The sequence below is a fragment of the Kitasatospora sp. NPDC024654 genome (genome assembly GCF_055559155.1).
The window spans coordinates 34,062-60,325 of record NZ_JBVHLF010000005.1 but is presented as its reverse complement, the minus strand read 5'-3'; the positions used below and the strand labels follow the sequence as shown (position 1 = coordinate 60,325).

23 protein-coding genes and 1 pseudogene are annotated in these 26,264 nt (G+C 73.3%); 11 read left to right on the top strand and 13 right to left on the bottom strand.

All coding sequences use genetic code 11. The features are described from left to right. Positions 1-2 precede the first annotated feature (2 nt). Positions 3-2,114 carry an FUSC family protein gene (locus ACZ38L_RS04655; RefSeq protein WP_465689207.1) on the top strand — a complete coding sequence of 704 codons (2,112 nt, stop codon included), beginning with the start codon at positions 3-5 and terminating at the stop codon, positions 2,112-2,114. Here the strand turns inward: ACZ38L_RS04655 and ACZ38L_RS04650 are convergent. The 6 genes from ACZ38L_RS04650 to paaN all read right to left on the bottom strand — a co-directional run bounded on the left by ACZ38L_RS04650 (position 2,098) and on the right by paaN (position 11,108). Next, positions 2,098-2,886 (bottom strand): TrmH family RNA methyltransferase, encoded by a 789-nt coding sequence (locus tag ACZ38L_RS04650; RefSeq protein WP_465689205.1) that lies wholly within the window; start codon positions 2,884-2,886, stop codon positions 2,098-2,100. The two genes, ACZ38L_RS04655 and ACZ38L_RS04650, sit on opposite strands and share 17 nt — an antisense overlap. Positions 2,887-2,936: 50 nt before the next feature. Next, entirely contained in the window at positions 2,937-3,425 is a 489-nt protein-coding gene (locus ACZ38L_RS04645; protein WP_465689203.1) for an SAM-dependent methyltransferase, read from the bottom strand. Between the two features lie 65 nt (positions 3,426-3,490). Next, positions 3,491-4,558 carry an XRE family transcriptional regulator gene (locus ACZ38L_RS04640; RefSeq protein WP_465689201.1) on the bottom strand — a complete coding sequence of 356 codons (1,068 nt, stop codon included), beginning with the start codon at positions 4,556-4,558 and terminating at the stop codon, positions 3,491-3,493. A gap of 336 nt (positions 4,559-4,894) precedes the next feature. After that, entirely contained in the window at positions 4,895-7,315 is a 2,421-nt protein-coding gene (locus ACZ38L_RS04635) for a protease pro-enzyme activation domain-containing protein (RefSeq protein WP_465689199.1), read from the bottom strand. A 374-nt stretch (positions 7,316-7,689) separates the two neighbouring features. Continuing rightward, the gene (locus tag ACZ38L_RS04630; protein WP_465689197.1) at positions 7,690-9,216 is read right to left on the bottom strand and encodes an FAD-dependent monooxygenase; all 1,527 of its coding nucleotides are present in this window, start codon (positions 9,214-9,216) and stop codon (positions 7,690-7,692) included. A gap of 209 nt (positions 9,217-9,425) precedes the next feature. After that, entirely contained in the window at positions 9,426-11,108 is a 1,683-nt protein-coding gene (paaN, locus tag ACZ38L_RS04625; protein WP_465689195.1) for a phenylacetic acid degradation protein PaaN, read from the bottom strand. A 157-nt stretch (positions 11,109-11,265) separates the two neighbouring features. Here paaN and ACZ38L_RS04620 point away from each other — a divergent pair, with 157 nt between their 5' ends. Beyond that, a complete protein-coding gene (locus ACZ38L_RS04620; protein ID WP_465689193.1) occupies positions 11,266-11,847 on the top strand; it encodes a TetR/AcrR family transcriptional regulator in 582 nt (193 codons plus the stop codon). On the opposite strand, the gene ACZ38L_RS04615 is transcribed toward ACZ38L_RS04620, so the two are convergent. After that, on the bottom strand, positions 11,848-12,429 hold the full coding sequence (locus ACZ38L_RS04615) for an Lrp/AsnC family transcriptional regulator (RefSeq protein ID WP_465689191.1): 582 nt from the start codon (positions 12,427-12,429) through the stop codon (positions 11,848-11,850). Positions 12,430-12,645: 216 nt separating this feature from the next. Here ACZ38L_RS04615 and pdhA point away from each other — a divergent pair, with 216 nt between their 5' ends. The 4 genes from pdhA (at position 12,646) to ACZ38L_RS04595 (ending at position 17,919) form a co-directional block, all read left to right on the top strand. Then, positions 12,646-13,785 carry a pyruvate dehydrogenase (acetyl-transferring) E1 component subunit alpha gene (gene pdhA / locus ACZ38L_RS04610; protein ID WP_465689189.1) on the top strand — a complete coding sequence of 380 codons (1,140 nt, stop codon included), beginning with the start codon at positions 12,646-12,648 and terminating at the stop codon, positions 13,783-13,785. A gap of 5 nt (positions 13,786-13,790) precedes the next feature. Continuing rightward, positions 13,791-14,792 (top strand): alpha-ketoacid dehydrogenase subunit beta, encoded by a 1,002-nt coding sequence (locus ACZ38L_RS04605; protein ID WP_465689187.1) that lies wholly within the window; start codon positions 13,791-13,793, stop codon positions 14,790-14,792. A 3-nt stretch (positions 14,793-14,795) separates the two neighbouring features. After that, the gene (locus ACZ38L_RS04600) at positions 14,796-16,091 is read left to right on the top strand and encodes a dihydrolipoamide acetyltransferase family protein (RefSeq protein ID WP_465689185.1); all 1,296 of its coding nucleotides are present in this window, start codon (positions 14,796-14,798) and stop codon (positions 16,089-16,091) included. Between the two features lie 484 nt (positions 16,092-16,575). Next, complete coding sequence (locus ACZ38L_RS04595; protein ID WP_465689183.1) at positions 16,576-17,919, top strand: globin domain-containing protein; 1,344 nt, start codon at positions 16,576-16,578, stop codon at positions 17,917-17,919. A 9-nt stretch (positions 17,920-17,928) separates the two neighbouring features. Here the strand turns inward: ACZ38L_RS04595 and ACZ38L_RS04590 are convergent, their stop codons facing one another. Together ACZ38L_RS04590 and ACZ38L_RS04585 are read right to left on the bottom strand one after the other, a co-directional pair. Then, on the bottom strand, positions 17,929-18,480 hold the full coding sequence (locus tag ACZ38L_RS04590; RefSeq protein ID WP_465689181.1) for an NUDIX domain-containing protein: 552 nt from the start codon (positions 18,478-18,480) through the stop codon (positions 17,929-17,931). A 140-nt stretch (positions 18,481-18,620) separates the two neighbouring features. Next, positions 18,621-18,998, bottom strand: coding sequence for a phage holin family protein (locus ACZ38L_RS04585; protein WP_465689179.1), 378 nt, complete (start codon positions 18,996-18,998; stop codon positions 18,621-18,623). A 119-nt stretch (positions 18,999-19,117) separates the two neighbouring features. Between ACZ38L_RS04585 and ACZ38L_RS04580 the strand changes: the two genes are divergently transcribed. The 3 genes from ACZ38L_RS04580 (at position 19,118) to ACZ38L_RS04570 (ending at position 20,595) form a co-directional block, all read left to right on the top strand. Further along, complete coding sequence (locus tag ACZ38L_RS04580; protein ID WP_465689177.1) at positions 19,118-19,435, top strand: cupin domain-containing protein; 318 nt, start codon at positions 19,118-19,120, stop codon at positions 19,433-19,435. 120 nt (positions 19,436-19,555) lie between these two features. Next, entirely contained in the window at positions 19,556-20,224 is a 669-nt protein-coding gene (gene tenA / locus ACZ38L_RS04575; protein WP_396556900.1) for a thiaminase II, read from the top strand. Between the two features lie 170 nt (positions 20,225-20,394). Next, entirely contained in the window at positions 20,395-20,595 is a 201-nt protein-coding gene (locus tag ACZ38L_RS04570) for a DUF5326 family protein (RefSeq protein ID WP_396556902.1), read from the top strand. A gap of 134 nt (positions 20,596-20,729) precedes the next feature. On the opposite strand, the gene ACZ38L_RS04565 is transcribed toward ACZ38L_RS04570, so the two are convergent. Together ACZ38L_RS04565 and ACZ38L_RS04560 are read right to left on the bottom strand one after the other, a co-directional pair. Beyond that, a complete protein-coding gene (locus ACZ38L_RS04565) occupies positions 20,730-22,220 on the bottom strand; it encodes an SPFH domain-containing protein (RefSeq protein ID WP_465689175.1) in 1,491 nt (496 codons plus the stop codon). A gap of 147 nt (positions 22,221-22,367) precedes the next feature. After that, the gene (locus ACZ38L_RS04560) at positions 22,368-22,574 is read right to left on the bottom strand and encodes a hypothetical protein (RefSeq protein WP_465689173.1); all 207 of its coding nucleotides are present in this window, start codon (positions 22,572-22,574) and stop codon (positions 22,368-22,370) included. Between the two features lie 272 nt (positions 22,575-22,846). Here ACZ38L_RS04560 and thiC point away from each other — a divergent pair, with 272 nt between their 5' ends. Beyond that, entirely contained in the window at positions 22,847-24,655 is a 1,809-nt protein-coding gene (thiC, locus tag ACZ38L_RS04555) for a phosphomethylpyrimidine synthase ThiC (protein WP_465689171.1), read from the top strand. Between the two features lie 280 nt (positions 24,656-24,935). On the opposite strand, the gene ACZ38L_RS04550 is transcribed toward thiC, so the two are convergent. Together ACZ38L_RS04550 and ACZ38L_RS04545 are read right to left on the bottom strand one after the other, a co-directional pair. Beyond that, entirely contained in the window at positions 24,936-25,403 is a 468-nt protein-coding gene (locus ACZ38L_RS04550) for an NUDIX hydrolase (protein WP_465689436.1), read from the bottom strand. After that, positions 25,390-25,809 (bottom strand): VOC family protein, encoded by a 420-nt coding sequence (locus tag ACZ38L_RS04545; RefSeq protein ID WP_465689169.1) that lies wholly within the window; start codon positions 25,807-25,809, stop codon positions 25,390-25,392. The genes ACZ38L_RS04550 and ACZ38L_RS04545 overlap by 14 nt, the downstream gene beginning before the upstream one ends. Before the next feature lie 91 nt (positions 25,810-25,900). Between ACZ38L_RS04545 and ACZ38L_RS04540 the strand changes: the two are divergent. After that, positions 25,901-26,116 (top strand): annotated as a pseudogene (locus ACZ38L_RS04540) (helix-turn-helix domain-containing protein); the annotation flags it as partial. Positions 26,117-26,264 lie beyond the last annotated feature (148 nt).

Here is a 26,264-nt window from a genome sequence, read left to right as displayed (position 1 = left end):
GTATGCCCTGGAGTGTCGCGATTCGTGCTGCTGGTCGGGCGGGGCTGCGTCTGGAGCGGGAGCTGACGGATCCTCGGCGTGCGCTGCGCGGGGCACTGGCGGTGGCGGTGGTGCTCTTCGCCGGACTCGCGGTGGCGGGGCCGGCGGCGGCCACCGCCGGCGCGCTGGGCGCCTTCATCGCCGGGACGGCCACCTTCCAGCGGAGCTTCCGGCCGCGGCCCTCGCTGGCGGTGGCGGCGGGGGCCGGGCTGGGGATCAGCACCTTCCTCGGCTACCTGGCGGTCCCGGTGCCGGGGCTCTTCCCGGTGCTGCTGGCGGTCTGGTCGTTCGGCGCCGGGCTGGCCTGGGCGCTCGGGCCGACCGCCGGGGTGGTGGCCACCAACACCGTCACCGTGCTGCTGGTGATCGTCCGGTTACCGGTGGGCGTGCCGGCCGCGCTGGGGCACGGGCTGCTCTGCGCGCTGGGGGGCGGGGCGCAGGCGCTGGCGATCACGCTCTGGCCGATCCGGCCCTGGGGCTCCCAGCGGGACGCGCTGGCCGACGCGTACGCCTCGCTCGCCGACTACGCCCGGCGGCTGCGGCACGATCCGTACGCCGCGGTCGATCCCGAGCCGCTGATGACCGCCCGGCACGCCGCCGAACTGACGCCCTGGCAGGAGCGCCACCGGCCGCCCGGACTGCACGGCCTGCGCGGCATCGCCGAGCGGATCCGGCCCACCCTGGCGGCCGTCGCCGATCCCCGACTGGGCGCCGCCGCCCAGGGGCCGGAGCGCGACCGGGCCCGTGAACTGCTGGCCGGAACAGCCGAGTTGCTGGACGCGCTGGCCCGGGCGATCCGGACCGGCGAGCCGCTGTGCTACCCGAGGTCGGCGCCGGCCGCGCTGGTGGCGCCGGCCGGCCCGGTGCTGCACGGCGCCGCGCTGCGCGCCTCCCGGATGCTGGTCGCGCTGCTCGGCGAGGCCACCGGGGTGCTCGACCGTTCCGACGAGGACACCATCGACACCCCGGTGGCCGGCCCGGCCGGCGCGCTGCTGCGGCCGGGGGTGGCCCGGATGCTGCCGATCGCGCTGGGCACCGTCCGGCGTCAACTGACCGCGGACGCGCCGGTGCTGCACCACGCGGTCCGGCTCTCCGGGGTGGTGACCGCGGCCTACCTGCTGAGCCGGGCGACCGGCCTCCAGCACGGCTACTGGGCCGCGCTGACCGCCGCGATGGTGATCCGGCCGGACTTCGCGCAGACCTACGGCCGCGGAGTGGCCCGGGTGGTCGGGACCCTGGCGGGCGTGCTGCTGGCGACCGGGCTGGTCGAGCTGCTGGACCCCGGTCAGTGGGCCTCGGCGGCGCTGGCGGTGGGCTGCATCGGCTGCGCTTACCTGACGCTGCGCACCGGCTACGCGCCGACCACCGCCTGCGTCTCGGCGTACGTGGTCCTCCTGCTCAACATGGTGCCGGGCGAGGTGCTGCGGACCGCCTACGAGCGGATCCTGATGACGCTGCTCGGCGGGGCGCTGGCGCTGCTGACCTACGCGCTCTTCCCGACCTGGGAGACCGCCCGGCTGCCGGAGCGGACCGCCGAGTGGATCGCCGCCGCCGGCCGGTACGCGGGTGCGGTGCTGGCCGCATACGGCGATCCGGCCGGGCGGGATCCGCGCGAGGTGCGGACCGCGCTGCTGGACTCGCGGGAGCGCCGGTCGGCGTTCCTGACGGCGCGACAGCGGGCCGCGGCCGAGCCGGTGCGGCACACCACGCAGTCACCGCGGCTCTCCCGCGAGCAGCTGGACCTGGTCCGGGAGGCGGTCGGCGCGCTCTCGCGGGCCGGGCTGCTGATGGAGGCCCACCTGCCGGGGCCGGACGCACCGCCGGTGCCGGGCGCGGCGGAGTTCGGCGCGGTGCTGGCCGACGCCACGGCGGCGGCCGGGGCGGCCGTGCTCACCGGACGGCCCGTCGACTTCCGGGACGTCCGGGCCGCGCACGCCGCCTGGGAGGCTCGGTTGGCGGCCGATCCGGCTCCGGCGGGGGACGCGGTGGACGTGGCGCGCTCCGGGGCGTGGCTGCTGCTGCGGGCGCTGGAGGAGCTGGAACGGGCGACCCGGACCGCTAGCGCGGCGGAGTGATCGCGGGGACGACCGGGGAGGTGGTGTGCGCCATCCAGTGGAACAGGCCCATGCCCACCGAGGTGGCCAGGTTGAAGCTGGAGACCTGCGGTTGCATCGGGATCGCGACCAGTCGGGTGGCCCGCTCGCGCAGCGCCGCCGAGACGCCGTGCCGCTCGGAGCCGAAGACCAGCAGGGCGTCGTCCGGGAAGACCACCGAGCGGATGTCCGTGCCCTCCGGGTCCAGCGCGTAGAGCGGGCCGGGGGGAAGGTCGGGCGGGTCGAGCCGGGCCACCGCGGTGGCGTAGTGCAGGCCGGCGCCGGCCCGGACCACGTTGGGGTGCCAGGGGTCGACGTCCCCGGTGGTGACCACGCCGGTGGCCCCGAAACCGGCCGCCAGCCGGACCACCGCGCCGATGTTGCCGAGGTTGCGCGGGTTGTCGAGGAGCACGACGGGGGCGCGGCGCGGGGTCTCCCGGAGCCGGGCCAGGGTCCGCGCCGGGTCGGGCCGGACCGCGAGCGCGGCGACCCCGGTCGGGTGTGGCCGCGGGACCAGCTCACGCAGCACCGCGGCCGGCACCTCGACGGCGGCGGCCAGGACGGGAGCGGCGACGTCGGCGGCCAGCCCCTCGGCGAGGGCGGCCAGGGCGGACCGGTCGGTGGTGAGCACCTGGTGGACCTGGCCGCCGAAGCGCAGAGTGTGCTTGAGGGCGTGGAAGCCGTCGATCAGCACGGTGTCCGGGCGGGCGGCGGTGTCGCGCCAGCGCTGGCCGGCGGGCTCCTGGGCTGTCATGCCCCCACTCTCGCACCGTGGTGGGCGGGAGCGGGGGGAGGGGCGGGACGTCAGTAGTACTGGTGCATCAGTTCGGTGGCCCAGCGGGGTTGGCCGGTCCGACCGATCGGGGCGAACTCGGCCATCCACGGCTTGATGTCGAGCACGGGCGTGCCGTCCACCGCGTCCAGGTCGAGGACGTGGACGTCGAGTCCGTCGACCTTCACCAGCCGGCAGCGCGAGACGCCGATCCGGTTGGGACGGTTCTTGCCGCGCTGGGCGAAGATGCCGACCTCCGGCCAGTCCGGGTTGCCGCGCGGCCGGCGGGCGGTGGTCTCGATCTTCTCGGCCGGCACCCGGTGGAAGTGGAAGACCACCTCCAGGTGCGAGAAGGCGTCCAGGCCGCGCAGCGCCTCGGCGCCGTACTGCGCCGGGTCCAGGCTGATCACGGCGGGGACGCCGCCCCAGTCGTCGTCGACCAGCTCGGTGCGGCCGCCGGTGACCCGGCCGATCGGCCGCAGTTCCACGGTGTTGCCGGCCAGGGTGCTGTCGGTGCTCATCGGTCCCCCCGAGGGATGTGTCGGTGGTGTTCCGTCGTCGATCGTGCCGCACCGCCCGGGGCCTGTCACTCCCACTCCCAGCGGATGCCGGTCTGGCCCGGTGGCTGCTCGGTGGCCAGCACGTGGGCGCTGGCCGAAGCACCGATCCAGAGCCGCTGCCGCAACCGGTCCGACTCGGCGCCCGGGTTCCGTTCGTAGCGCTCGCAGTGCGCCGGCACCGCGGCCGGGTCGAAGTGCACCTGCAGCACGTACTCGCGGACCGGCACCGCGAACCGCCGCCCGTAGCCGGTGGTCGGCTCGCCACGCGGGATCTCCACCTCGTACTCGAAGACCGTGCTGTCGCCCAGCGCCAGCGGCCGGTCCAGCAGCAGCTCGGCGACCAGCAGGCCGATCTCCGGGCAGCGCCGGACCCGGCCGAGCCGGGCGTGTCGCACCGAGCTGATCTCCGGGCAGCCGGTCGCCCCCTCGTCCGCCTTGTGCACCACCAGGCAGCGGCTCACCCCGGGCACGGTGGCCCGGACCACCTGGCGCATCCGCAGCAGGTGGCCGAGCCGGCGGGCGTCCACGTAGTACGCGTCGTGGATGCTGAGCCGTTCCAGCTCGCTGATCGGCGGGGCGTCCAGCTCCTCGAAGACCTGGGCGACCCGCTGCTCCTCGGGCCAGACCTCCGCGACCGGCAGGCTGCCCGGCATCGCGCCGGCGGCCCAGCGGCCGCGTGGGCGCGGCGGACCGAGCAGGCCGGAGAGCGCGGCGGTGGGCAACCCGAGCAGTTCCTCCAGCAGTGCCACCGCGCGGACGGACGAGGCGCGTTCGGGCTGGCTGCGGCCGCGCCGCCAGTAACTGAGGGTCGTGACACTGATTCTGACGCCCTGCCCGGCCAGCGCGGTCCTGATCCGGTCCAGGCTGAGGCCGCTGGCCTCGATCGCGCCGTGCAGGGCCTCGGCGAAGCTGCCGGCCGCGGCGACGGCGGCCGCCGCGGGGCCGGCGGCGGGGAGCGCGGCGGCACGGCCGGTGAGGGCGGTCAGTGGCGCGGCGGCGTTCGGACAGGCCGCCGGCAGGACGGGTCCCGGCAGGATCGGTCGCTGTTCGACCAGCCGGAGGCGTCCGGCGTTCTGCGGGTAATGCGAGCCCATGCGGATACCTTCCCCACCAACCGAGTTCGGTGGGCCCGGCCCGGTCGCGGAGTTGTCGGGCGTTGCGTCACCGAGCTTGAGGAACCTTACGCACGGAGCAGAGGCTACGTCATCTACCGGCAAGTATGACAGTGGTCACGACAAACTACTTTCACGTTCCCGCCGGGGATCTGCAAATCCGCGAAACAGGAATGCAACAATCCCGCCGGTATCGGGCGTACGGCCCGGTACCGGCGGGATGTGTGAGCGGCTGGTATTTCCCGCGCTGCGGTGGCGTTAGGACACCGGGTAATCACGCGGAGTCGTCGGATTTCTCAGAATGCGAGATCCCGGGACTCAGGAGACATTCAGCGCGGTGTCGTCGATGACGAAGCTGGTCTGCAACGAGTCGTCCTCGGTGCCGGTGAACTTCAGGGTGACCGTCTGGCCCGCGTAGGACGAGAGGTCGAAGGACTTCTGGACGTAGCCGGTGTTGGCGTCCACGTTCGAGAAGGTGTGCAGCGTGGTGCCGTTGGCCTGCAGGGTGAGCGTGTCGTACGCGGTGTTGCCGGTCTCGGCGGTGTCGATGTGCAGCCAGAAGCTGAAGGTGGCCTTGCAGCCGGCCGGGATGGTGACGGTCTGGCTCAGCGTGTCGGTGTGCGCGCTGCCGTAGCCGTCCAGGTAGGCCTTCCAGTTGCCGCTGTGGGCGGGCTCGCTGGTGCCGTTGTCGATCACGCCGGGGGTCGCGGTCCACGGCGAGGCGGTGCCGGACTCGAAGCCGGGGTTGCCGAGCAGCTGGGCCGGGGTGCAGCCGGTGGAGGCGGCGCTGACGGTCCAGGTGAAGCTGGTGGTGCCGGTGGCGCCGGTGGAGTCCTTGGCGGTGACCGTGACGGTGGAGCTGCCCGTGGTGGTCGGGGTGCCGGTGATCAGGCCGCTGCCGCTGATCGACAGGCCGGCCGGCAGGCCGGTGGCCGAGTAGCTCAGGGTCTGGCCGGAGGCGCTGTCCGAGCCGGCGAGCTGCAGGTTGACCGCGGTGCCGCTGGTGGTGCTCTGGGTGCCGGGGTTGGTCACCGTGACGGTGTTGCCGCCCGCGGACGAGCCGGTGCCGAGCAGGGCGTTGGTCAGCGCGTCGGCGACCGGGGAGCCCCAGCCGGTGACCTGGTCGTAGCCCGGGCCGGCGTTGAAGTCCTGGTTGCCGCTGGTGGTCACGTCGTGGAAGGTGCTCTTGTACGCGGCGCTGTTGGCGACCGAGTAGAGCGCCGGGTTGGCCTGGCCCAGGTTGGGCTTGGTGGCCGCGGCGGCCTTCTGGTTGAACAGCGCGGTGAAGCCGGACCAGAGCGGGGCCGCCGCGCTGGTGCCGCCGTAGACCTGCCAGGCCGGGCCGTTGGTGCCCTGGGTGTAGATGGCGAAGCCGCTGTTCGGGTCGGCGTTGGAGGCCACGTCCGGGACGGTGCGCATGTTGCCGCTGATGTTGGTGCCGGTCTGCCAGCTGGGCTTGGCGAAGACGGTGGAGACACCGCCGCCCGCGGTGGTCCAGGCGCTCTCCGAGGAGTAGCTGTTGCCGCTCAGCTGGAGGTTGGTGCCACCGACGCCGGTCACGTACGGGTCCGAGGCCGGGAAGTCCACCGACTTGACCGAGGAGCCGCTGGTGGAGCGGGTGCAGTCGCGCGAGCCGTCGTCACCGGAGGCGGAGAAGACCGAGATGCCCTCGGCGGCGGCCTGCTTGAGCGAGTTGTCCACCGCGGTCATCGAGGACTGCGTGGTGTCGGGCTCGCAACCGCCCCAGGAGATGGAGATGACCGAGACCTGGTCGTCCGCGACGATCTTCGCGGCCATGTCGATCTCGCCCTGGTCGGTGTTGGGGGCCTCGTAGATCAGCTGGGTGGCCTTGGGGGCGACCCCGCGGACGATCTCGCTGTCCAGCTCGACCTCGCCCTGGCCCTGGCCCGGGTTGCTGTCGTAGTTGGCGCCGTCGACCGAGACGGTGCTGACGGCCGGGCCGTTCAGACCGAACTGGCTGTTGTAGGTGCTCAGGTTGGAGGCGCTGTAGCCGTCGAACTCCCAGAGCGCGACCTTCTCGCCGGTGCCGTCCGCGCCGACCTTGTTCAGGTTGTAGGCGCCGTCGTACTGGGCCGGGCCGTAGCCGCTCGGGGTGGCCTGCGGGCTGGCGTTGTTGGGCTTGGCCAGCTGCGGGGTGCGCACGGTGTGGTTGTTCAGGCCGGAGACGCCCTGGACGATCGCCGCCACGTCGGCCGGCAGGGTGGCCGCGCCGTCGTTGGCGAAGAACTGCTTGTGCTCGCCCGAGTCGTAGTACGCGCTCTCGTGCGTGCCGAAGGCCTTGGCGATCTGCGCGTTGGTGCCGTGCGCGTCGACCACCTGGCGGTTGGCGCTGACGGTCGCGGTCAGGCCCTGCGACTTGAGGTAGTTGACCACGTGGTCGACGTCGGCCTGGGCCGGCGCGTAGCGCGCGGTGAACTGCGCCGGGGTCAGGTAGTGGCCGTAGCTCGCCGAGTGGGGGTCGGCGACGTTGGCCAGGAACGTGTCGAGGTCGGCGGTGTTGCGCAGCTTGAGGCTGACCGCGACCGAGATCTGCTGGGCGGCGGGAACATCACCCTGCTTCTGCGCGTTGGCCACCGCGGGGGTCACGGTGTCGGGCAGGGATATCCGCGGTGCCGCCACGTTGGGGGTGGCGGCCTGCGCGGTGGTGACTCCCAGCGAGGCGGCGGACAGCGGCAGCAGGGCGATGGCCGCTGCGAGCGCGAGGGGGCGGGGACGCACTGGCTCCTCCTCTGGCCGGCGTGCATGGCCGGCAAGGGGCTAAGCGTTCCGGTCGAAAACGCTCCGATGAACATCCCAGAAACTTGCTGGAAGTTGACCCAAGAAAAGGTAATCGATTCCCCAATAACAGTAAACTGTTAAGGAGTTGGGTCTGAACCCAAGAGGCCCCGGCTATACAGTTTATGGCATCGGTCTGGACCACCTCACGGTGGGTGGGGGGAGGGGTGGCGACGCTCGTCCGGGTACGCTCCGACCACGCCCGTCGGAGGCCGTTCCGGCGACTGTGACGAACGCGAACTGCCCACCGTCCCCGAGGGGATGGCGGGCAGTCGGGACCGTTTTAGGTCAGCGTTAAGGCTGCCGTTCGGTTCTCCTCAAAGCGCTCGGTCTTCCGCCGGGGTGCCGAGCCACCGGGTCAGCGCGAGGCGCAGCTCGGTCCGGCTCGGGTCGGCCGCCGCCCAGGCCGCGTAGCCGTCCGGGCGGACCAGCAGCACCGTGGAGCGCAGCTTGCCGTGCGGGTTGGCCGGCGCCGCGTGCACCAGCCGGTCGGCCCACGGCTCGGTGACGGCCGGCTCCAGCCCGCTGAACGGCGCGCCCGGCGCCCGCTCGTCGGTGGTGACCAGCACGAACTTGCCCTCGCGCAAAGCCTCGTAGAGCCGCGCCGGCCGGCCCGGGCGGTCCGCCGCGAGCCGCAGGTCCGGCACCCGGCGACCGGCCAGCGGGTGCGCGCCGGGCTCGGCGCGGTAGCGGAAGGTGATCCCGGAGACGGTGCCGGCGGCACGGGAGACCACCGGGCTCAGCGCGTCCACCAGCGAGCCGAGCGCCGAGCGGGCGGCCCGGCTCGCCGCGCTCCGGGCCAGCGCGATCCGGATCAGCGCGCCGGAGCTGCGCAGCACCGAGCGGCCGATCGGGTGGCGCTCCTCCTGGTAGCTGTCCAGCAGGTGCTCCGGTGCCCAGCCGCGGACCACCGCGGCGAGCTTCCAACCCAGGTTGGCGGCGTCCTGCAGGCCGGTGTTCATGCCCTGGCCGCCGGCCGGCGAGTGGCAGTGCGCGGCGTCCCCGGCGAGCAGTACCCGGCCGTCCCGGTAGCGGTCGACCTGGCGCTCGTCGCTGTGGAACCGGGAGAGCCAGCGGGCGTCGTGCAGGCCGTAGTCCTCGCCCAGGACGCGCCGGGTGATGTCGGCCACCTCGGTCAGCTCCACCGGCGCGTCGTCCGGCAGCTGGCGGGAGCGGTCCCAGGCGATCACCCGGTACCAGCCGTCGCCGAACGGGGCGACGAAGCCGAAGCCGTCGGCGGTGGCACGGGCGGTCAACACCTCGCTGGGCGCCCGGTCCAGCCGGACGTCGGCCAGCAGCACCGAGCTGACCACCGACTCCCCCGGGTACGGGATGCCGAGCAGCTCGCGGACCGCGCTGCGCACGCCGTCGCAGCCGACCACGTAGCGGGCCCGGTGCCGCGCCGGGCCGGCCTCGGTCCGCACGTCGAGGGTGACCCCGTCGGCGTCCTGCCGCAGACCGGTCACCTCGTGGCCGCGCAGCAGGTCGGCGCCGGCCTTCACGGCCCGTTCCTGCAGCACCCGTTCGGTCTGCGACTGGGGGGTGATCAGGACGAACGGGAACCGGGTCGGCAGCCTGGCGAAGTCGACGTCGAGCCGTCCGAACAGCCGCATCGTCGAGATCACCGTGCCGGTGGCGAGCAGCTCCTCGGCGAGCCCGCGGGCGTCCAACTGCTCCAGGGTGCGGGCGTGCACGGCGAAGGCGCGGGTCAGGTTCGACTCCTTGCCGCGCTTCTCCAGGACGGTCGTCCGCACCCCGGCCGCCGCCAGGTCGCCTGCCAGCAGCAGGCCGGTCGGGCCCGCCCCGACGATCACCACATCGGATTCGATCGGCTGGTCGGTCATGGGTCATCTCCCCGCGCTCGGACGATGATCGGCGATCGGGGACGGTTCTCAGCCCCCGCTCAGCTTCCCATCATCGCGGGCCGGGCCGGCGCTGTGAATCTCCTCGGCCCGGCGGACTCGGCGGCGGGACCGGGGACGGGGGCCGGGGCCGGGCGAGGCCGACCCCGACCCCGCGCGCCCCCACTCGGTACCGCCCGCCCCCCGGTGGCTCAGGCCGGCCGGCGGACCTGGACCACCCGGAACCGGCTCGCCACGAACGCGGCGTCGGTGTACGCGGCGTTGGCGGCCGGGTTGGCGCCGGTGCCGTGCAGGTCGGAGAAGGCCGCGGTCTGGTTCGGGTAGACCCCGCCGGTGAGGTTGAGCGAGAGGGACACCCCGCCGTCCAGGCAGGCCCGGACCAGCTGCCGCTCCACCTCGGGCGAGGTGGTGTAGCCGGTCGCGGTCATCGCGCCCTGCTCCCGCACGGTCCGGCCGAGCAGCTCCACCGCGTCGGCGGTGTTGTCCACCGCGACCGCGAAGAAGACCGGTCCGAAGCACTCGCTGAGGAAGACCGCCCGGTCGTCCGGCTTGTGCGCCTCCACCTTGATCAGCGCGGGGGTGCGGATGGTCGCGCCGGGGAACTCCGCCGACTCCACCACCCTCGGCGCGAGCGCGAGTTCGCCGTACTCGCCGCCGGCCGCGGCGGCGCTGCGCTGCAGCACGCCCGGGTTGACCACGGCGCCCAGCACGGCCGCGGCCCGCGCGTCGTCGCCGAGCAGGCCCTCGATCGCGGCGGCCAGGTCGGTCACCACCTGGTCGTAGCTCTTCTCGCCCTGGTCGGTGGCCACCCCGGTGCGCGGGATCAGCAGGTTCTGCGGGGTGGTGCACATCTGGCCGGTGTAGAGCGAGAGGGCGAAGGCCAGGTTGTTCAGCATGCCCTTGTAGTCGTCGGTGGAGTCGATCACCACCGTGTTGACGCCGGCCTTCTCGGTGTAGACCAGGGCCTGCCGGGCGTTCTCCTCCAGCCAGTCGCCGAACTCGGTGGAGCCGGTGTAGTCGATGATCTTCACGTCCGGGTGCAGGGCCAGGGTCTTGGAGATGCCCTCGCGGTCGTGCTCGGCGGCCAGCGTGACGGTGTTGGGATCGAAGCCGGCCTCGGCGAGCACCTCGCGGGCGATCAGCACGGTCAGCGCGAGCGGCAGCACGGCCCGCGGGTGCGGCTTGACCACCACCGGGTTGCCGGTGGCCAGCGAGGCGAACAGGCCGGGGTAACCGTTCCAGGTCGGGAAGGTGTTGCAACCGATCACCAGCGCGGTGCCGCGCGGGACCACCACGGAGTCCTTGATCAGCTTGAGCGGGTCGCGCTTGCCCTGCGGCTTGGTCCAGCCGGCCCGCTCGGGCAGTCGGGTCTGCTCGGCGTAGGCGTAGGCGACCGCCTCCAGGGCGCGGTCCTGGGCGTGCGGGCCGCCGGCCTGGAAGGCCATCCCGTAGGCCTGGCCGGTGGTGTGCATCACGGCCTGCGCGAACTCGTGCGAGCGGGCGTTGATCCGGGCCAGGATCTCCAGGCAGACCGCGGCGCGCTCGGCGGGGCTGGCGGCGCCCCAGGCCGGGGCGGCGGCCCGGGCGGCGGCCAGCAGCGCGTCCGCCTCGACCCGCGGGTAGCCGATGCCCAGCTCGATGCCGTACGGGGAGGCCTCGCCGGCGACCAGCTCTCCGGTGGTGGGGTGGCCGGGCAGCTCGAAGGCGGTGCCCAGCCGGGCCTCGAAGGCGGCCTTGCCCTCGGCCGGGGCGTTCTCGCCGTAGGCCTTGGGGAACTCCGGGTACGGCGACCAGTAGTCCCGGTCGGCGAGCGCGGTCAGCGCCCGGGCAAGGGTGTCCTGGTGACGTTCGATCAGTGCCTCGACGGCGGCCATGCGGCGCTCCTGGAGAGGGGAGGACAGGGCTGACGTACCCCAGCGTAACCGAACGATCGGTCGGTCCAACAGGGTGCGCGCCGGGGAAACCTCGGCCGACCACCTCGGGGGCGGGGGTCGGTTCGCCGTCGGGAAGCCGCCAGGGATACTTCAGAGCATGGCCGACAACCCCACCCGCACCACGTACACCGTCGACTCGTTGCTCGCGGTGACCGTGGAGGTCTTCAACGCGCGCGGCTACGACGGCACGTCGATGGAGGACCTGTCCCGGGCCGCCGGGATCTCCAAGTCCTCGATCTACCACCACGTGCGCGGCAAGGAGGAGTTGCTGCGGCTCGCCGTCGGCCGGGCGTTGGACGGGCTGTTCGGCATCCTGGACGAGCCGGGGGCGCTGGCCGGCCGCCCGGTGGACCGGCTGGAGCACGTGGTGCGGCGGACCACCGAGGTGCTGCTGGCCGAGCTGCCGTACGTCACGCTGCTGCTGCGGGTGCGAGGCAACACCGAGACCGAGCTGTGGGCGCTGGAGCGCCGCCGGGACTTCGACCACCGGGTGGCCGAGCTGCTCCGGGAGGCCGTCGCCGACGGTGACCTGCGGGCGGACGTCGAGCCGCGGCTGGCCACCCGGCTGCTCTTCGGCATGATCAACTCCATCGTGGAGTGGTACCGGCCCGGCGTCTCCGGCGCGGACGGCGTGCCGGACGCGGTGGTCCGGCTCGCCTTCGACGGGCTGCGGGCGTAGTCAGAGCGCGGGCGGCACCCGGTCGGTCTCCTCGAAGACCAGCAGGGTCTGGGTGGCCAGCACCTCCGGGATCGCCTGGATGCTGCCCAGCACCAGCTCGCGCAGGGTCCGGTTGTCCGGGGTGTGCACCAGCATCAGGACGTCGAACTCGCCGCCGACCAGCGCGATGTGCGCCACCCCGGGCAGCTCCAGCAATTGCTCCCGCACGGTCCGCCAGGAGTTCTGGACGATCTTCAGGGTGACGTAGGCGGAGGCGCTCTGGCCCGCCCGTTCGTGGTCGACCCGGGCGGTGAAGCCGCGGATCACGCCGTCCTCCATCATCCGGGCGATCCGGGCGTAGGCGTTGGCGCGCGAGACGTGCACCCGCTCGGCGACCGAGCGCACCGAGGCCCGGCCGTCCTGCTGGAGCAGGCGCAGGATGGAGCGGTCCACCCGGTCCAGGCCGCGCTCCACCGGAGTGCCCGAGGCGGGGGGTGCGGCTGGGGTCCGCCCGCTCGGCGGCTTCGCCGGACCGGGCGGCCGGCCGCCGTCGCGTGGCGCGGGCGGTTCGGCCGCTCGTCCGGCCATTTGTTCAGCGTCCATGTCCCCAGGCCCTCCCATGGTGGACGTAGTGCCTCCAGTCGACTGCCGTGGCGGCCGATTGTCCAGCACCTTCGTTCGGCTGTGGCCACAATGAAAAGACAACCGAACAATCGGTTGGGAGGCAATCCCTTCCCCCCTCGTTGCCCCCCATGGGCCGGCCTTCCCCTTTTCGACCCGCCGGCCCCCTGCCCTCCCCACCCCTTGGAGGTGCCCGAGATGACCGTCCTCGACCACCGGCCGACCGCGCCCGTGCCGGGCTGGCTGCCCGGAGCGACCGGTCCCCGGACCGACCCGGCGCCACTGCTGCCGGACCAGGCCCCGCTCCGGGTGCTCGACACCCCGGAGTTCGAGAAGGCCGATCCGGTGCTGCTGCTCGACCTCTACCGCCGGCTGGTGGTCGGCCGCCGCTACAACCAGCAGGCGACCACCCTCACCAAGCAGGGCCGGCTCGCCGTCTACCCCGCCTCCACCGGCCAGGAGGCCTGCCAGGTGGCGGCCGGCGCGGTGCTGCGGCCCGAGGACTGGCTCTTCCCGAGCTACCGGGACACCCTCGCGGTGGTCTCCCGCGGGGTCGACCCGCTGGAGGCGCTCACCCTGCTGCGCGGCGACGCGCACACCGGCTACGACCCGCTGGCCACTCGCACCGCGCCGCTCTGCACCCCGCTGGCCACCCAGGCCCCGCACGCGGTCGGCCTGGCGCACGCCGCCCGGCTGCGCGGCGAGCCGGTGGTCGCGCTGGCCATGCTGGGCGACGGCGGCACCAGTGAGGGCGACTTCCACGAGGCGCTGAACTTCGCGGCGGTACTGAACGCGCCGGTGGTCTTCCTGGTGCAGAACAACGGCTACGCGATCTCCGTCCCGCTCACCCGGCAGTCGGCCGCGCCGAGCCTGGCGCACAAGGCGGTCGGCTACGGGATGCCGGGCCGGCTGGTGGACGGCAACGACGCCGCCGCCGTGCACGCCGTGCTCGGCGAGGCGGTCGAGCGAGCCCGGGCCGGCGGCGGACCGACCCTGGTCGAGGCGCTGACCTACCGGCTGGAGGCGCACACCAACGCCGACGACGCCACCCGCTACCGCCAGGACGCCGAGGTGGCGGCCTGGCGCGAGCACGACCCGATCCTGCTGATGGAGCGGCGACTGCGGGCCGCCGGTCTGCTGGACGACGCGCTGGCCGAGCGGGCCGTCCAGGAGGGCGAGCAGCTGGCCGCCCGGATGCGCGCCGAGTTCCACGCCGAGCCGGAGCTCGACCCGCTCTCCCTGTTCCGTCACGTCTATGCCGAACCGACCCCTCAACTGCGTGAACAAGCCGAGCAGTTGGCTGCCGAACTGGCCGCCGGGGCGGAGGCCGGGGAGTGAACACGATGGCACCGGAGGCGACCCCGGCGGTCCGTACCAGCACCATGGCGCAGGCGCTCAACGCGGCGCTGCGCGACGCGATGCGGGCGGACCCGACGGTCCACCTGCTCGGCGAGGACGTCGGCACGCTCGGCGGGGTCTTCCGGATCACCGACGGGTTGAGCGCGGAGTTCGGCGCGGACCGCTGCCTGGACACCCCGCTCGCCGAGGCGGGCATCCTGGGCACCGCGATCGGCATGGCGATGTACGGGCTGCGGCCGGTGGTCGAGATGCAGTTCGACGCCTTCGCCTACCCGGCGATGGAGCAACTGGTCTCGCACGTGGCGAAGATGCGCAACCGGACGGCCGGCAAGCTGGCGCTGCCGATCACCGTGCGGGTGCCGTACGGCGGCGGGATCGGCGGGGTCGAGCACCACAGCGACTCCTCGGAGGCGTACTACGCGGGCACCCCCGGGCTGCACGTGGTGACCCCGGCGACGGTGGCCGACGCGTACGGCCTGCTGCGCGCCTCTATCGCCTCGGACGACCCGGTGGTCTTCCTGGAGCCCAAGCGGCTCTACTGGTCCAAGGCCGAGCTGGACCCGGCGGCGCCGGTCGAGCCGGTGGGTCGGGCGGTGCTGCGGCGGACCGGGCGTTCGGCGGTGCTGATCACCTACGGTCCCTCGCTGCCGGTCTGCCTGGAGGCGGCCGAGGCCGCGAAGGCGGAGGGCTGGGACCTCGCCGTGCTGGACCTGCGCACCCTGGTGCCGTTCGACGACGCCACGGTCTGCGAGGTGGTCCGCTCGGTGGGCCGCGCGGTGGTGGTGCACGAGTCGACCGGTTTCGGCGGGGTCGGTGCCGAGATCACCGCTCGCGTCACGGAGCGGTGCTTCCATCACCTGGCGGCGCCGGTGCTGCGGGTCACCGGGTTCGACATCCCGTACCCGCCGCCGATGTTGGAACACCACCACCTGCCCGGCGTGGACCGGATCCTGGACGCGGTCGCGCGGCTGCAGTGGGAGGACTGAGCGATGCCGATCGTGCGCGAGTTCACCCTGCCGGATCTGGGCGAGGGGCTGACCGGGGCGGAGATCACGCGCTGGCTGGTCGAGGTGGGCGAGGTGATCGCCGTGGACCAGCCGGTGGTGGAGGTGGAGACCGCGAAGGCGGTGGTGGAGGTGCCCTGCCCGTACGGCGGGGTGGTCACCGCGCGGTTCGGCGAGGTCGGCGACGAGCGGGAGGTCGGGCAGCCGCTGGTGACGGTGGCGGTCTCGGCCGGGGAGCCGGGGGCGGTGCCGGACGGCGGCGCCGGGGACGGCGCGGCGGCCGAGCGGCCGCTGGTGGGGTTCGGGGTGGCGGAGGGCGGCAAGGGGTCGCGCCGGCGCCGGGTGGGGGCGGCCGTCGCCGCGCCGGTCGCCACTCCGGCAGCCGCGCCGGTCGAGGCCGCCGCGCCGGTCACGGTGCCCGGCGTCGTCGCGGTGATCTCGCCGCTGGTCCGGCGGCTGGCCCGCGAGCACGGGGTCGAGCTGGGCCGGCTCACCGGCAGCGGGCCGGACGGTCTGATCATGCGGGCCGACGTGGAGCGGGCCATCCGGCCCGCGCCCGCCGCTGCTCCGGTGGCCCCGGACCAGGACGTGGTCCCGCTGCGCGGGCTGCGCCGCACGGTGGCCGAGAAGCTCACCCGCAGTCACCACGAGATCCCCGCGGCGACCTGTTGGGTGGATGCGGACGCCACCGAACTGCTCGCGCTGCGCGAGCAGATGAACCGCGGCGGCGGCCCGAAGGTCGGCCTGCTCGCCCTGTTGGCCCGGATCTGCACGGCCGCGCTGGCCCGCCACCCGGAGCTCAACTCCAGTGTGGAGCTTGATGCTTCTGGCGCTCCCGGCGCGCTGCGCCGGCACTCGGCGGTCCACCTGGGGTTCGCGGCGCAGAGCGAGCGCGGGCTGGTGGTCCCGGTGGTCCGCGATGCCCACCTGCTCTCCACCGAGCAACTCGGCGCCGAGCTGGCCAGGTTGACTGCGGCGGCCCGGTCCGGCTCGCTGACCCCGGCCGAACTCACGGGCGGCACCTTCACGTTGAACAACTACGGGGTGTTCGGGGTGGACGGCTCCACGCCGATCCTCAACCACCCGGAGGCGGCGATGCTCGGGGTCGGCCGGATCGTCGCCAAACCATGGGTGCACCGAGGAGAGTTGGCAGTGCGTCAGGTCACCCAGCTGTCGTTCACCTTCGACCACCGGGTCTGCGACGGCGGTACCGCGGGCGGGTTCCTGCGCTTCGTCGCGGACTGCGTGGAGCAGCCGGGGATGCTGCTGCGGCAGCTCTGAGGAGGTCGCCGCAGACACCGGCGGACGCCGCCATCCGTGCAGCCTAGCGCGCGGGTGGGGCGTCCGTCCGGCGTTCGCGCGATTTGTCGGATCAGCTGTTCGGTCATGCCACGCTACCCGAGGCGTTGCTGGGACGACCGGAGGCGAAACGATTCTCTTGAGTACGCGTCAGGCTGGTGCGACATCGCTTCCCTCGCTGCTGGTCCGCTCCGGAGCCGGCTCGGCCGCCGCTTCGGCGGTGCCGGGCCTGCCGGCGGCCCCGCCCGGCCCCGATCCGGCGCCGGCGGTCGCCGCCGAACCGGTCCCCGTTCCGGGTGAGATCGGCGGGAGGCCGATACCGCCCCGGCCGACCGTTCCGCCGCTCGTCCCCGCTCCCCCCTTCGCGGCTCCCGCCCCCGAAGCTCCCGGAGCCGCTGGGGTCCCGACCGCCCCGGTCGGGGCGACACCCGCCCGGCCGCCGGAACCGGCGGCCACCGAGCGCCCGGTGATCGAGCCGCTGTTCAGCTGGGCGCCCGGCCTCAACTGGACCGGCCCGGGCGACCACTGGAGCCGGGCCTGGGCCGTCCGGGCCGAGCACCGGACGCCCCCCGCCGCGCCCGTCCCGCCGCCGGACCTCGCCGCCGAGGCCGCCGCGCAGCCCCCCACCCCCGGCGACATCGAGCTGATCCGGGCCAGCCTGGCCGTGGTCGAGCCGGTCGCCGACCGGGCCACCGCGCACTTCTACGCGCTGATCTTCCTGCACTTCCCCGAGGTCCGGGCGCTCTTCCCGGCCGCCATGGACGTCCAGCGCGACCGGCTCTTCCGTGCCCTGCTGATGGCCGCCCGCAACGCCGACGACCCGGCCGGCCTGACCGCGTACCTGGCGAGGCTGGGCGAGGGCCACCGCAAGTACGGCACGCTCACCGCCCACTACGCCCCGGTCGGCGAGTGCCTGATCGCCGCGCTGGCCAAGTACGGCGCCAGCCGCTGGGACGCCGCCACCGAGCTGGCCTGGCGCCGGGTCTACCGGCTGGTCTCGACGATCATGATCGAGGCGGCCGAGGGGGCCGCCCGCACCGCGCCGCCCTGGTGGCAGGCCGAGCTGGTGTCGCACCAGCAGCGCGGCCGGGACGTCGCGGTGATCACGGTCCGCCCGGACCAGCCCTACCCCTACCGGGCCGGCCAGTACACGACCCTGGAGACGCCCTGGTGGCCGCGGGTCTGGCGGAACTACTCGTTCGCCACCGCACCCCGCCCGGACGGCCTGCTGACCTTCCACGTCAAGGCGGTGCAGGCCGGCTGGGTGAGCAGTGCGCTGGTCCGCCGGGCGGTCCCCGGAGACGTGCTGCGGCTCGGTCCGCCGGCCGGCGAGATGGTGCTGGACCACGGTGACCCCGCCGACCTGCTCTGCCTGGGGGGTGGCACCGGGATCGCGCCGGTCAGCGCGTTGATCGAGGAGGTGGCCGAGCACGGTCCGGCCGGCCGCCGGGTCGAGGTCTTCTACGGTGCCCGGCGCGCCGACGAGCTGTACGAGCTGGACGCGCTGCGGCAGCTGGAGCAGCGGCACCGCTGGCTCTCGGTCCGCCCGGTGGTCTCCGAGGCGGGGGCGGGCGCCCCCGGCGCGGCGGCCGGGGGGCACCCCCGGGCCGGTGGCTGGGAGCGGGTGCGGCCGGGGACGGCGCTGCCCGGGCTGCTGCCCGACGTGGTGGCCCAGCTCGGCCCGTGGGACGGCCACCGGGCCTTCCTCAGTGGCCCGGCGGCGATGATCCGGCGCAGCGCGGCGGCGCTGGCCCGCTCGGGGGTGCGGGCCGAGCACATCCGGCACGACCTGGTCGGCGAGCTGGTCTGAGCCCCGGTGTCAGGCCAGGTCGGGCGCGAGCATCGCCCGGACACCCTCGATGTTGGCGGCCAGGAAGGCGCGCAGCGAGGGCGGCACCAGGTTGACCTGGGTGACGCCCTCGCGGGTGAACGGCAGCCGGACGATCTCGTACTCCCCCTGCGGCTCGTCCACCTCCGGGCCGTGCCGCCGGTCCGGGTCCATCGAGGCCAGCCGGCAGACGAAGAAGTGCTGCACCTTGACCCCGTGCGGGTGCGCCAGGGTGCCGTCGTCGTGGTGGGTGTGCGCGACCGTGTCGACGAAGACCGGCACCACGTCGACCACCTTGCCGCCGAGTTCCTCGTCCACCTCGCGGTGCAGGGCGTCGACCACCGTGCGGTCGGCGGGCTCGACCCCGCCGCCGGGCGTGATCCAGTACGGGTCGTGGCCCGGCCGGGTGCGCTTGATCACGATCAGCTCGGCGGCGGCGCCCGGGTGGTCGGCGGGCAGGTCGAGCAGGATCGCCCGGGCGGTGCGCTTGACCACCGGCCGGGGGTGCGGAGTCGTGGACGGGTGGGCGATGGGCTGCCCCATGGTCACCTCCGAGGGGCCCGGCGGACGCCGGACCGGCACGTTGTGCGGGAGTCTGCCGCGCCGGAGGCCCGCCGAAACGCCGTACGGCGAACGAAGCGGAGGTGATGGTTCCGAAGGTGTACCCGCTCGGTCCTCGCCGCTCAGTCCTCGTCGTCGATGGCCAGGTGCAGGCCCCAGGAGACCAGGCTGATGATCAGCGCGCCGAAGAGCGCCGCCCAGAAGCCGCGGACGTGGAAGTCCAGCTTCAGCTGGTCCGAGGCGAACGAGGTCAGCCAGAGCATCAGGGCGTTGATCACGAAGGTGACCAGGCCCAGCGAGAGGATGAAGAGCGGCAGCGAGAAGAACTTCACCGCCGGCTTGATCAGCCAGTTCACCACTCCGAAGATCAGCGCGACGGCGATCACGGTGAGTGTCTTGTGCTGCCAGTCGCCACCGGACAGGGTGATCCCGTTGACGAGCCAGGCGGCCACCCAGATGGCGACCGCGTTGATGAGGGTCTTGACCACGAAGTGCTTCATGGCCCGCATCGTGACAGGACCGGACGGCGGGCGGAAGTTTCCTCGACCCTGGTTTGTCCCGGAAAGTGTTGTCGACCGTTGTCGAGGAAGGCAGCGACCCCCGGAGAGGAACAGCGCCGATGAAGGTCTTCCGGCTGGACGAGCTGGACGCGGAACGGGCCGCCAACCAGGGCGCGTACCTGCGCTTCCTGCGTGAGCGGAACATCTCGGCGGGCCTGTACGCGCTCTCCCCCGGGGAGAGCGACACCCAGTCCGCGCACGAGCAGGACGAGCTGTACCAGGTGATCAGCGGGCGGGCCTACCTCACCGTCGGGGAGGAGACCACGACGGTGGCGCGGGGGAGCGTGGTGTACGTGCCGGCCGGGGTGCCGCACCGGTTCCACCACATCACCGAGGAGCTGCGGGTGCTCGTGGTGTTCTCACCGCCGGAGGCGTGAGCCGGTGCGGCAGACGTGCGGTGGGGCCCGCGCGCCGGGCGCCCGGGGCACGGCCCGGGCGGGCGTTCGAGCCGTGAGCGGGCCGGCCGCCGGCCCGGGCCCGGCGCGTAGGGTCGGGCCATGACCCAGACCCTGACCGAGGAGCTGTGGGCCGCCATCGAGCCGGTCTACGAGCGGATCCTCGACCACCCGTTCCTGGCCGGGCTGACCGACGGCACGCTGCCGCGCGCGGCGTTCCGGCACTTCGTCGTCCAGGACTCGCACTACCTGCGCGACTACGCCCGGGCCCTGGCGGTCTGCGCCGCCAAGGCGCCCGGCGAGCAGGAGGTCAGGGCCTTCGCCGACGACGCGATCGGCGCGCTCGCCGCCGAGCAGGGCATGCACGCGGAGTTCCTGACCGCGTTCGGCGAGAGCGCCGAGCAGGCCGCCGCCGAGCCGGTGCTGCCGACCACCCGGGCCTACACCAGCTACCTGCTGGCCACCGTCTACGGCGGCTCGTTCGCCGAGGCGGTCGGCGCGGTGCTGCCCTGCTACTGGATCTACGCCCGGGTCGGCGCGGAGCTGCTGGCGAAGTCCTCCCCCGACCCGCTCTACGCGCGGTGGATCGCGGTCTACGGCGACGAGTCGTTCCAGTCCGTGGTGCGCCGGGTGCTGGCGCTCACCGACCGGCTCGGCGAGCAGCTCTCGGCGGCCGAACGGCGCCGGGTGACCGAGCACTTCACCACCACCTCGCGCTACGAGTGGATGTTCTGGGACGCCGCCTGGCGGGGTGAGGGCTGGCCGGTGTAAGGCGCTGGTAAGGGCTACCCCGAGGCCACCACCTCAGGGCTATCTCCGGGTTCTCTCGGGGGCCGGATCGCTCGTCTCCGCGTCAAGCCCCGCCTACGATCGAGGTAACGGAAAGCGGACGGGATGCGGCGACCGGGTGGAGCCGATCCGAGGGGAGAGAAGGAACGGACATGGCTGAGCTCTGGAAGTCGCTGCCCTCGTGGGTGCGCAACATCGTGGTCCCGATCATCGTGATCGTGGTTCTGTGGAACGTGCTCGGCTTCTTCGTGGGCGTGGTGAGCGCGCTGGTCGGCCTGGTGATCAAGGCGCTGGTGGTGGTCGGCATCGCGGCCGCCGTGGTGATCCTGGTGAAGAAGGCGACCAAGGGCTGACGCCCGCACGGTCCGTCCGGCGCCCGCTCCCCGGCTTCGGGGGGCGGGCGCCGTCGGCGTACGGCCGGGCGTATGACGCGGCCCGTCCCGCCACGGTGGCGGGACGGGCCGGGTGAGCACGGGTCGGGCTGGGCTCAGGCGGTCGGGTCGGGCTGGATCGGGATGGTCTGCTTGGCGGGCCGGGCGGTGGCGTCGTCCTTGCGGGCGGCGTCCTCGCGTCCGTTCGCGCCGGCGCCGTCCATCGCGCTGAGCAGTTGGCGGGCCAGGCCCAGGCCGGTGCCGCCCATGGTGAGCGCCTTGGCGAACATCTCGCCCATCCCGTCCGCGCCGTTCAGCAGCACCATGTGCTCGACGTTGCCGAAGGCCTCTGCGCCGGCCCGGACGATCTCCGGCCAGTTCTCGGCGAGCTGCTGGGCGACCACGGCCTCCTGGTTCTCGGCCAGTGCGGCGGCCCGGGCCTTGATCGCCTCGGCCTCGGCCAGACCGAGCGCCCGGGCGGCTTCAGCGGTGGCCAGACCCTTGGCCTCGGCCGCGGCGGCCTCGGCCTGACCGGTGGCCTTGGTCGCCTCGGCGGCGGCCAGGCCGCGGGCCTTGGTGGCCTCGGCCTCGGCCTGCGCGGCGACCCGCACCCGGTTCGCCTCGGCGGCGGTCCGCAGCTCGGTCTCCCGGGCCTGCGCCTGGGCGGCGGAGATCCGGGCGTCACGCTCGGCCTCGGCGGCGGTCCGGGTCTCGTACGCCCGGGCGTCGGCCGGCTTGCGGACCTCGGCCTGCAGCTGCTGCTCCTTGCGGTGGCCCTCCAGCTCGGCGACCTTGGTCTCCTGGACCACGACCTCCTGCCGGGCGGCGGCCTGGGCGAGCGGTCCGGCCTGCTGCGCGCGGGCCGCCGCGGTGTCCATCTCGGCCTGGTAACCGGCCTGCTGGATACCGGAGTTGCGGGTCGCCTCGGCCTTCCGGGCGAACGCCTCCTGCTCCGCCTCGGTGGCCTGCCGGTCCGCCTCGGCGGCGGCGATCCGGGCGTCGCGCTGGACGGCGGCGGCGTGCGGGGCGGCCAGGTTCTTGATGTAGCCGGTCGGGTCCAGGATCTCCTGGATCTGCAGCGAGTCGATGATCAGCCCGAGCTTCTCCATCTCGGTGCCGGAGGCGGCCCGGGTCTCCCCGGTCAGCCGCTCGCGGTCGCGGATCATCTCCTCGACCGTCAGACCGCCGACGATCGAACGGAGGTGGCCGGCGAAGACGTTGTGGACCCGCGCGCCCATCATCTTCTGCTGGTCCAGGAAGCGGCGGGCGGCGTTGGCGATCGACACCGTGTCGTCGCCCACCTTGAAGATCACCACGCCCTTGACCTGGACCGGGATGCCCTGCGACGTCACGCACTCGACGTCCAGGTCGGCCTCGTTGAGGTCCAGCGAGAGCCGGCGGACGGTCTGGATGCCGGGCGTCACCAAGGTCCCCCGCCCGGTGACGATCCGGAAGCCCAGCCCGTCCCCGACCCCCTCGGTGCGGTGCTTGGAACCGGAGATGATCAGAGCCTCGTTGGGCTCGGCGACCCGCCACATCAGCTTGAAGAGCACGATCACCACGATGACCGCCGCGACGACCGCGCCGGCGATGATGCCGATCAGCATCGGCTAACTCCCCCTTCAGGGCACACCGGTTCCGTGGCTGCGCTCGGTTGTGCAGGATGGCGCGGAATCCGGTGGCGCAGGAGATTCTGCGCCTCCTTCGATCACATGGGAAGCCCGGGGTGGCGTGTCGCCCGGCGGGGTCGCGGCTCAGCCCAGCACGGGCGCCACGAAGACCGTCCGGGGCGGCTGGTACTCGACCACCACCACCGGCGTGCCGACCGGCAGCGACTCCCCCGGGACGGCCGGGTAGGCCAGGAAGGCCTCGGTCCCCTGACGCTCCGGCACGTGCAGCAGCACCTCGCCGACCAGCCCGGTGCCGACCCGACCGGTGACCCGTCCGGTGTGTCCGATCATCCGTCCTCAACTCCCCCCGTGGCCGCCCTGGTGGCGGTCGTCCCAGTCTGACGCAGCCCCTGGTGGGATGCCCACCCGGTGGGCCCGTACTGGACCGGCGGCGCCCCTCCCGCTACGGTGTGGACGTCTTTGGGCAGGCAAGTCCGCCTGCCGCACGGGAGCTCGGAGCACCGGGCTGAGAGGGCGCTGAACGGGACGCGAACCGCGTGCCGACCGCTGCGCCGACCGCAGGAACCTGACCGGGTAATGCCGGCGTAGGGAGTAGAGGTCAGATGACCATGTTCGACGCACAGTCCGCCGCTGGTACCGAGAACAGCGCGACCACCGGATACCCCACCCCGGCCTGGCACAAGGCCTACCGCACCGGCTCCCGTCCGGACCTGCGGGTGCCCTACCGCGAGGTCCGGCTCACCGACGGGAAGACCGTCCCGCTCTACGACACCTCGGGTCCGTACACCGACCCGGCCTACCAGCCCGACGTCCGGCGCGGCCTGCCCGCGCTGCGCGACGCCTGGATCCGCCAGCGCGGTGACGTCGAGGAGTACGACGGCCGGGAGGCCCGCCCCGAGGACGACGGGATCAAGCACACCTCGCCGCGTGGCGGCAACCTGCGCAACCTGGACGCCGTCTTCCCCGGACGCCCGCGCCGCCCGCTGCGCGCCCGGGACGGCGTCGCGGTGACCCAACTCGGCTACGCCAAGCGCGGGATCGTCACGCCGGAGATGGAGTTCATCGCGCTGCGCGAGGGCCTGTCGGCGGAGTTCGTCCGCGACGAGGTGGCCCGCGGCCGGGCGGTGATCCCGCTGAACGTCAACCACCCCGAGGTCGAGCCGGCCGTCATCGGCACCAACTTCCTGGTGAAGATCAACGCCAACATCGGTAACTCGGCGGTCACTTCGTCCATCGAGGAGGAAGTGGAGAAGATGACCTGGGCCACCCGCTGGGGGGCCGACACGGTCATGGACCTCTCGACCGGGCGGAACATCCACACCACCCGCGAGTGGATCCTGCGCAACTCCCCGGTGCCGATCGGCACGGTGCCGCTCTACCAGGCGCTGGAGAAGGTGGACGGCAAGGCCGAGGAGCTGAGCTGGGAGGTCTACCGCGACACCATCATCGAGCAGTGCGAGCAGGGCGTCGACTACATGACGGTGCACGCCGGCGTGCTGCTGCGGTACGTGCCGATGACCGCCCGCCGCAAGACCGGCATCGTCTCGCGCGGCGGCTCGATCATGGCGGCCTGGTGCCTGGCGCACCATCAGGAGAACTTCCTCTACACCAACTTCGAGGAGCTCTGCGACATCCTGCGCGCCTACGACGTCACCTTCTCGCTCGGTGACGGCCTGCGCCCCGGCTCGATCGCGGACGCCAACGACGAGGCGCAGCTCGCCGAGCTCCGGACGCTGGGCGAGCTCGGCCGGATCGCGCGCGACCGGGACGTCCAGGTGATGATCGAGGGCCCGGGCCACGTCCCGATGCACAAGATCAAGGAGAACATGGATCTCCAGAGGGAGATCTGCGACGAGGCGCCGTTCTACACCCTCGGCCCGCTGACCACCGACGTCGCCCCCGGCTACGACCACATCACCTCGGGCATCGGCGCCGCGATGATCGCCTGGTGGGGCACCGCGATGCTCTGCTACGTCACGCCCAAGGAGCACCTGGGCCTGCCCAACCGGGACGACGTCAAGACCGGTGTCATCACCTACAAGATCGCCGCCCACGCGGCCGACCTCGCCAAGGGCCACCCCGGCGCCCAGGCGTGGGACGACGCCCTCTCCGACGCCCGCTTCGAGTTCCGCTGGGAGGACCAGTTCAACCTGGCCCTCGACCCGGAGACGGCCCGCGACTTCCACGACGAGACCCTCCCCGCCGAGCCGGCCAAGACCGCCCACTTCTGCTCGATGTGCGGCCCGAAGTTCTGCTCGATGAAGATCAGCCAGAGGATCCGCGACGAACACGGTGGGGGCTCCACGGCGGTCTCCAGCGAGTTCGACGCCGAGGCCCTGGCCGGCATGCAGGCCAAGTCCGAGGAGTTCGCGGAGCACGGCAACCGGGTCTACCTCCCGCTGGCCGACTGAGGCGCGCTGCCCGCGGATGCGCCGTGCTGGGAAGTGGAGGGGACTTCCCGGCACGGCGCTCCGGCGTGCGGCTGCTGCGCGATCACGGGAAGGCCGCCCTTGTGACTGGTGGATCCGCTACTTCGACCACCTGTAGCGCCCCGATGTGTTCGCTTCGGGCTGACGTTGTCATCGATGAAGATCAGTCAGAGGATCCGCGACGAACACGGTGGGGTCTCCACGGGGGTCTCCGGCGAGCAGAGCACTGGGGTCTCGGCCGGAAGTCCCTGAGGCCCGGCACCTAGCGGATGGCGGGGCCCTGCCCGGACCGCCAGTCGTCGATCCGCTTGCGGATGCTCGCGACCATGGGCAGCCCGTCCACCGCGGCCGGCTCGAACCAGGCCACCTCATGGGACTCCTCGGAGGTCCGGAGGGTCCCGCCGGTCGGACGGGCGAGCAGGCAGATCGAGAACTCCTGGCGGACCTCGCCGTCGTCGTAGGCGAAGACGTGGTGCGGGTTGGTGTACGTGCCCACGATGCCGGTGATCTCGACGTGGATGCCGGTCTCCTCGAGCGTTTCGCGGATGCCGCAGCCGGCGAGTGACTCGCCCAGCTCCATCCTCCCACCGGGCAGCGCCCACATGCCGTTGTCGGTCCGCCGCTGGAGCAGGACGCGGCCGTCCGCGTCCACCACGACGACGGAGGCGGCGGGTACCAGGCTGTTGGGCGTCGGGGCGTCGGGGTCGTCCTCGTAGTCACGCCTGGCCACGGTGTGCCCCACGCTCGACATCCTGGGGGTACCAGCGGAGTTCGACGGTGTTGCCGTCCGGGTCCTGGACGTAGACGGAGGTCGCGGTGCCGCGCGCGCCGTACCGGTCCACCGGGCCTTCCAGGACGGTGAAGGCGCCTGACGCGATCACCTCCTGCCAGTCCAGCGGCTCCACGGTGAGGCAGAGGTGGTCGACGTTGGACTCGCCGCGGGGCCGGCTGACCAGGTCGATGATGGTCTCGGGGGTGACCCGCACCGAGGGGAACGGGGCCTTGCCGGCGCGCCATTCGGTCACGCGGACCGGCTCCAGGCCGAGCTGGCCGGTGTAGAAGTCCAGGGCGCGTTCGATGTCCTGGACGTTGAGCACCAGGTGGTCGAAGGCCTTCACGCGCAGTGTGGGGTTCATGGTGTCCACGATCCACCGGGCCGGGGAGGGTCGGCAAGGCGTGATCCGGATACGATCGTTGAGCAGGGCTCAACGACGGGGGACGTCGGGCATGTTGGAACGGCAGGAGATCGAGACCTTCCTGACGCTCGCCGAGGAGTCGCACGTCGGCCGTACCGCCGAGCGCCTGCGGGTCAGCACCGGGCGGGTCAGCCAGGTGGTCAGGAAGCTCGAACGCCGGATCGGCGCCGCGCTGTTCGAGCGGACCAGTCGTGCCGTGCGGCTCACCCCGATCGGGCGGCGGTGGGGACCCCGGGTGAGGGCGGCGGAAGGACGGGCACAGCGTCGGTGGGAGGGCCGACCGGTCGGGGGGGGGGCGGGGGGGGGGGGAGGGGGGGGGGGGGGGGGGGGGGGGGGGGGGGGGGGGGGAAGAAGGGGGGGGGGGGGGGGGGGGGGGAGGCGGAGGGACCCGGTCT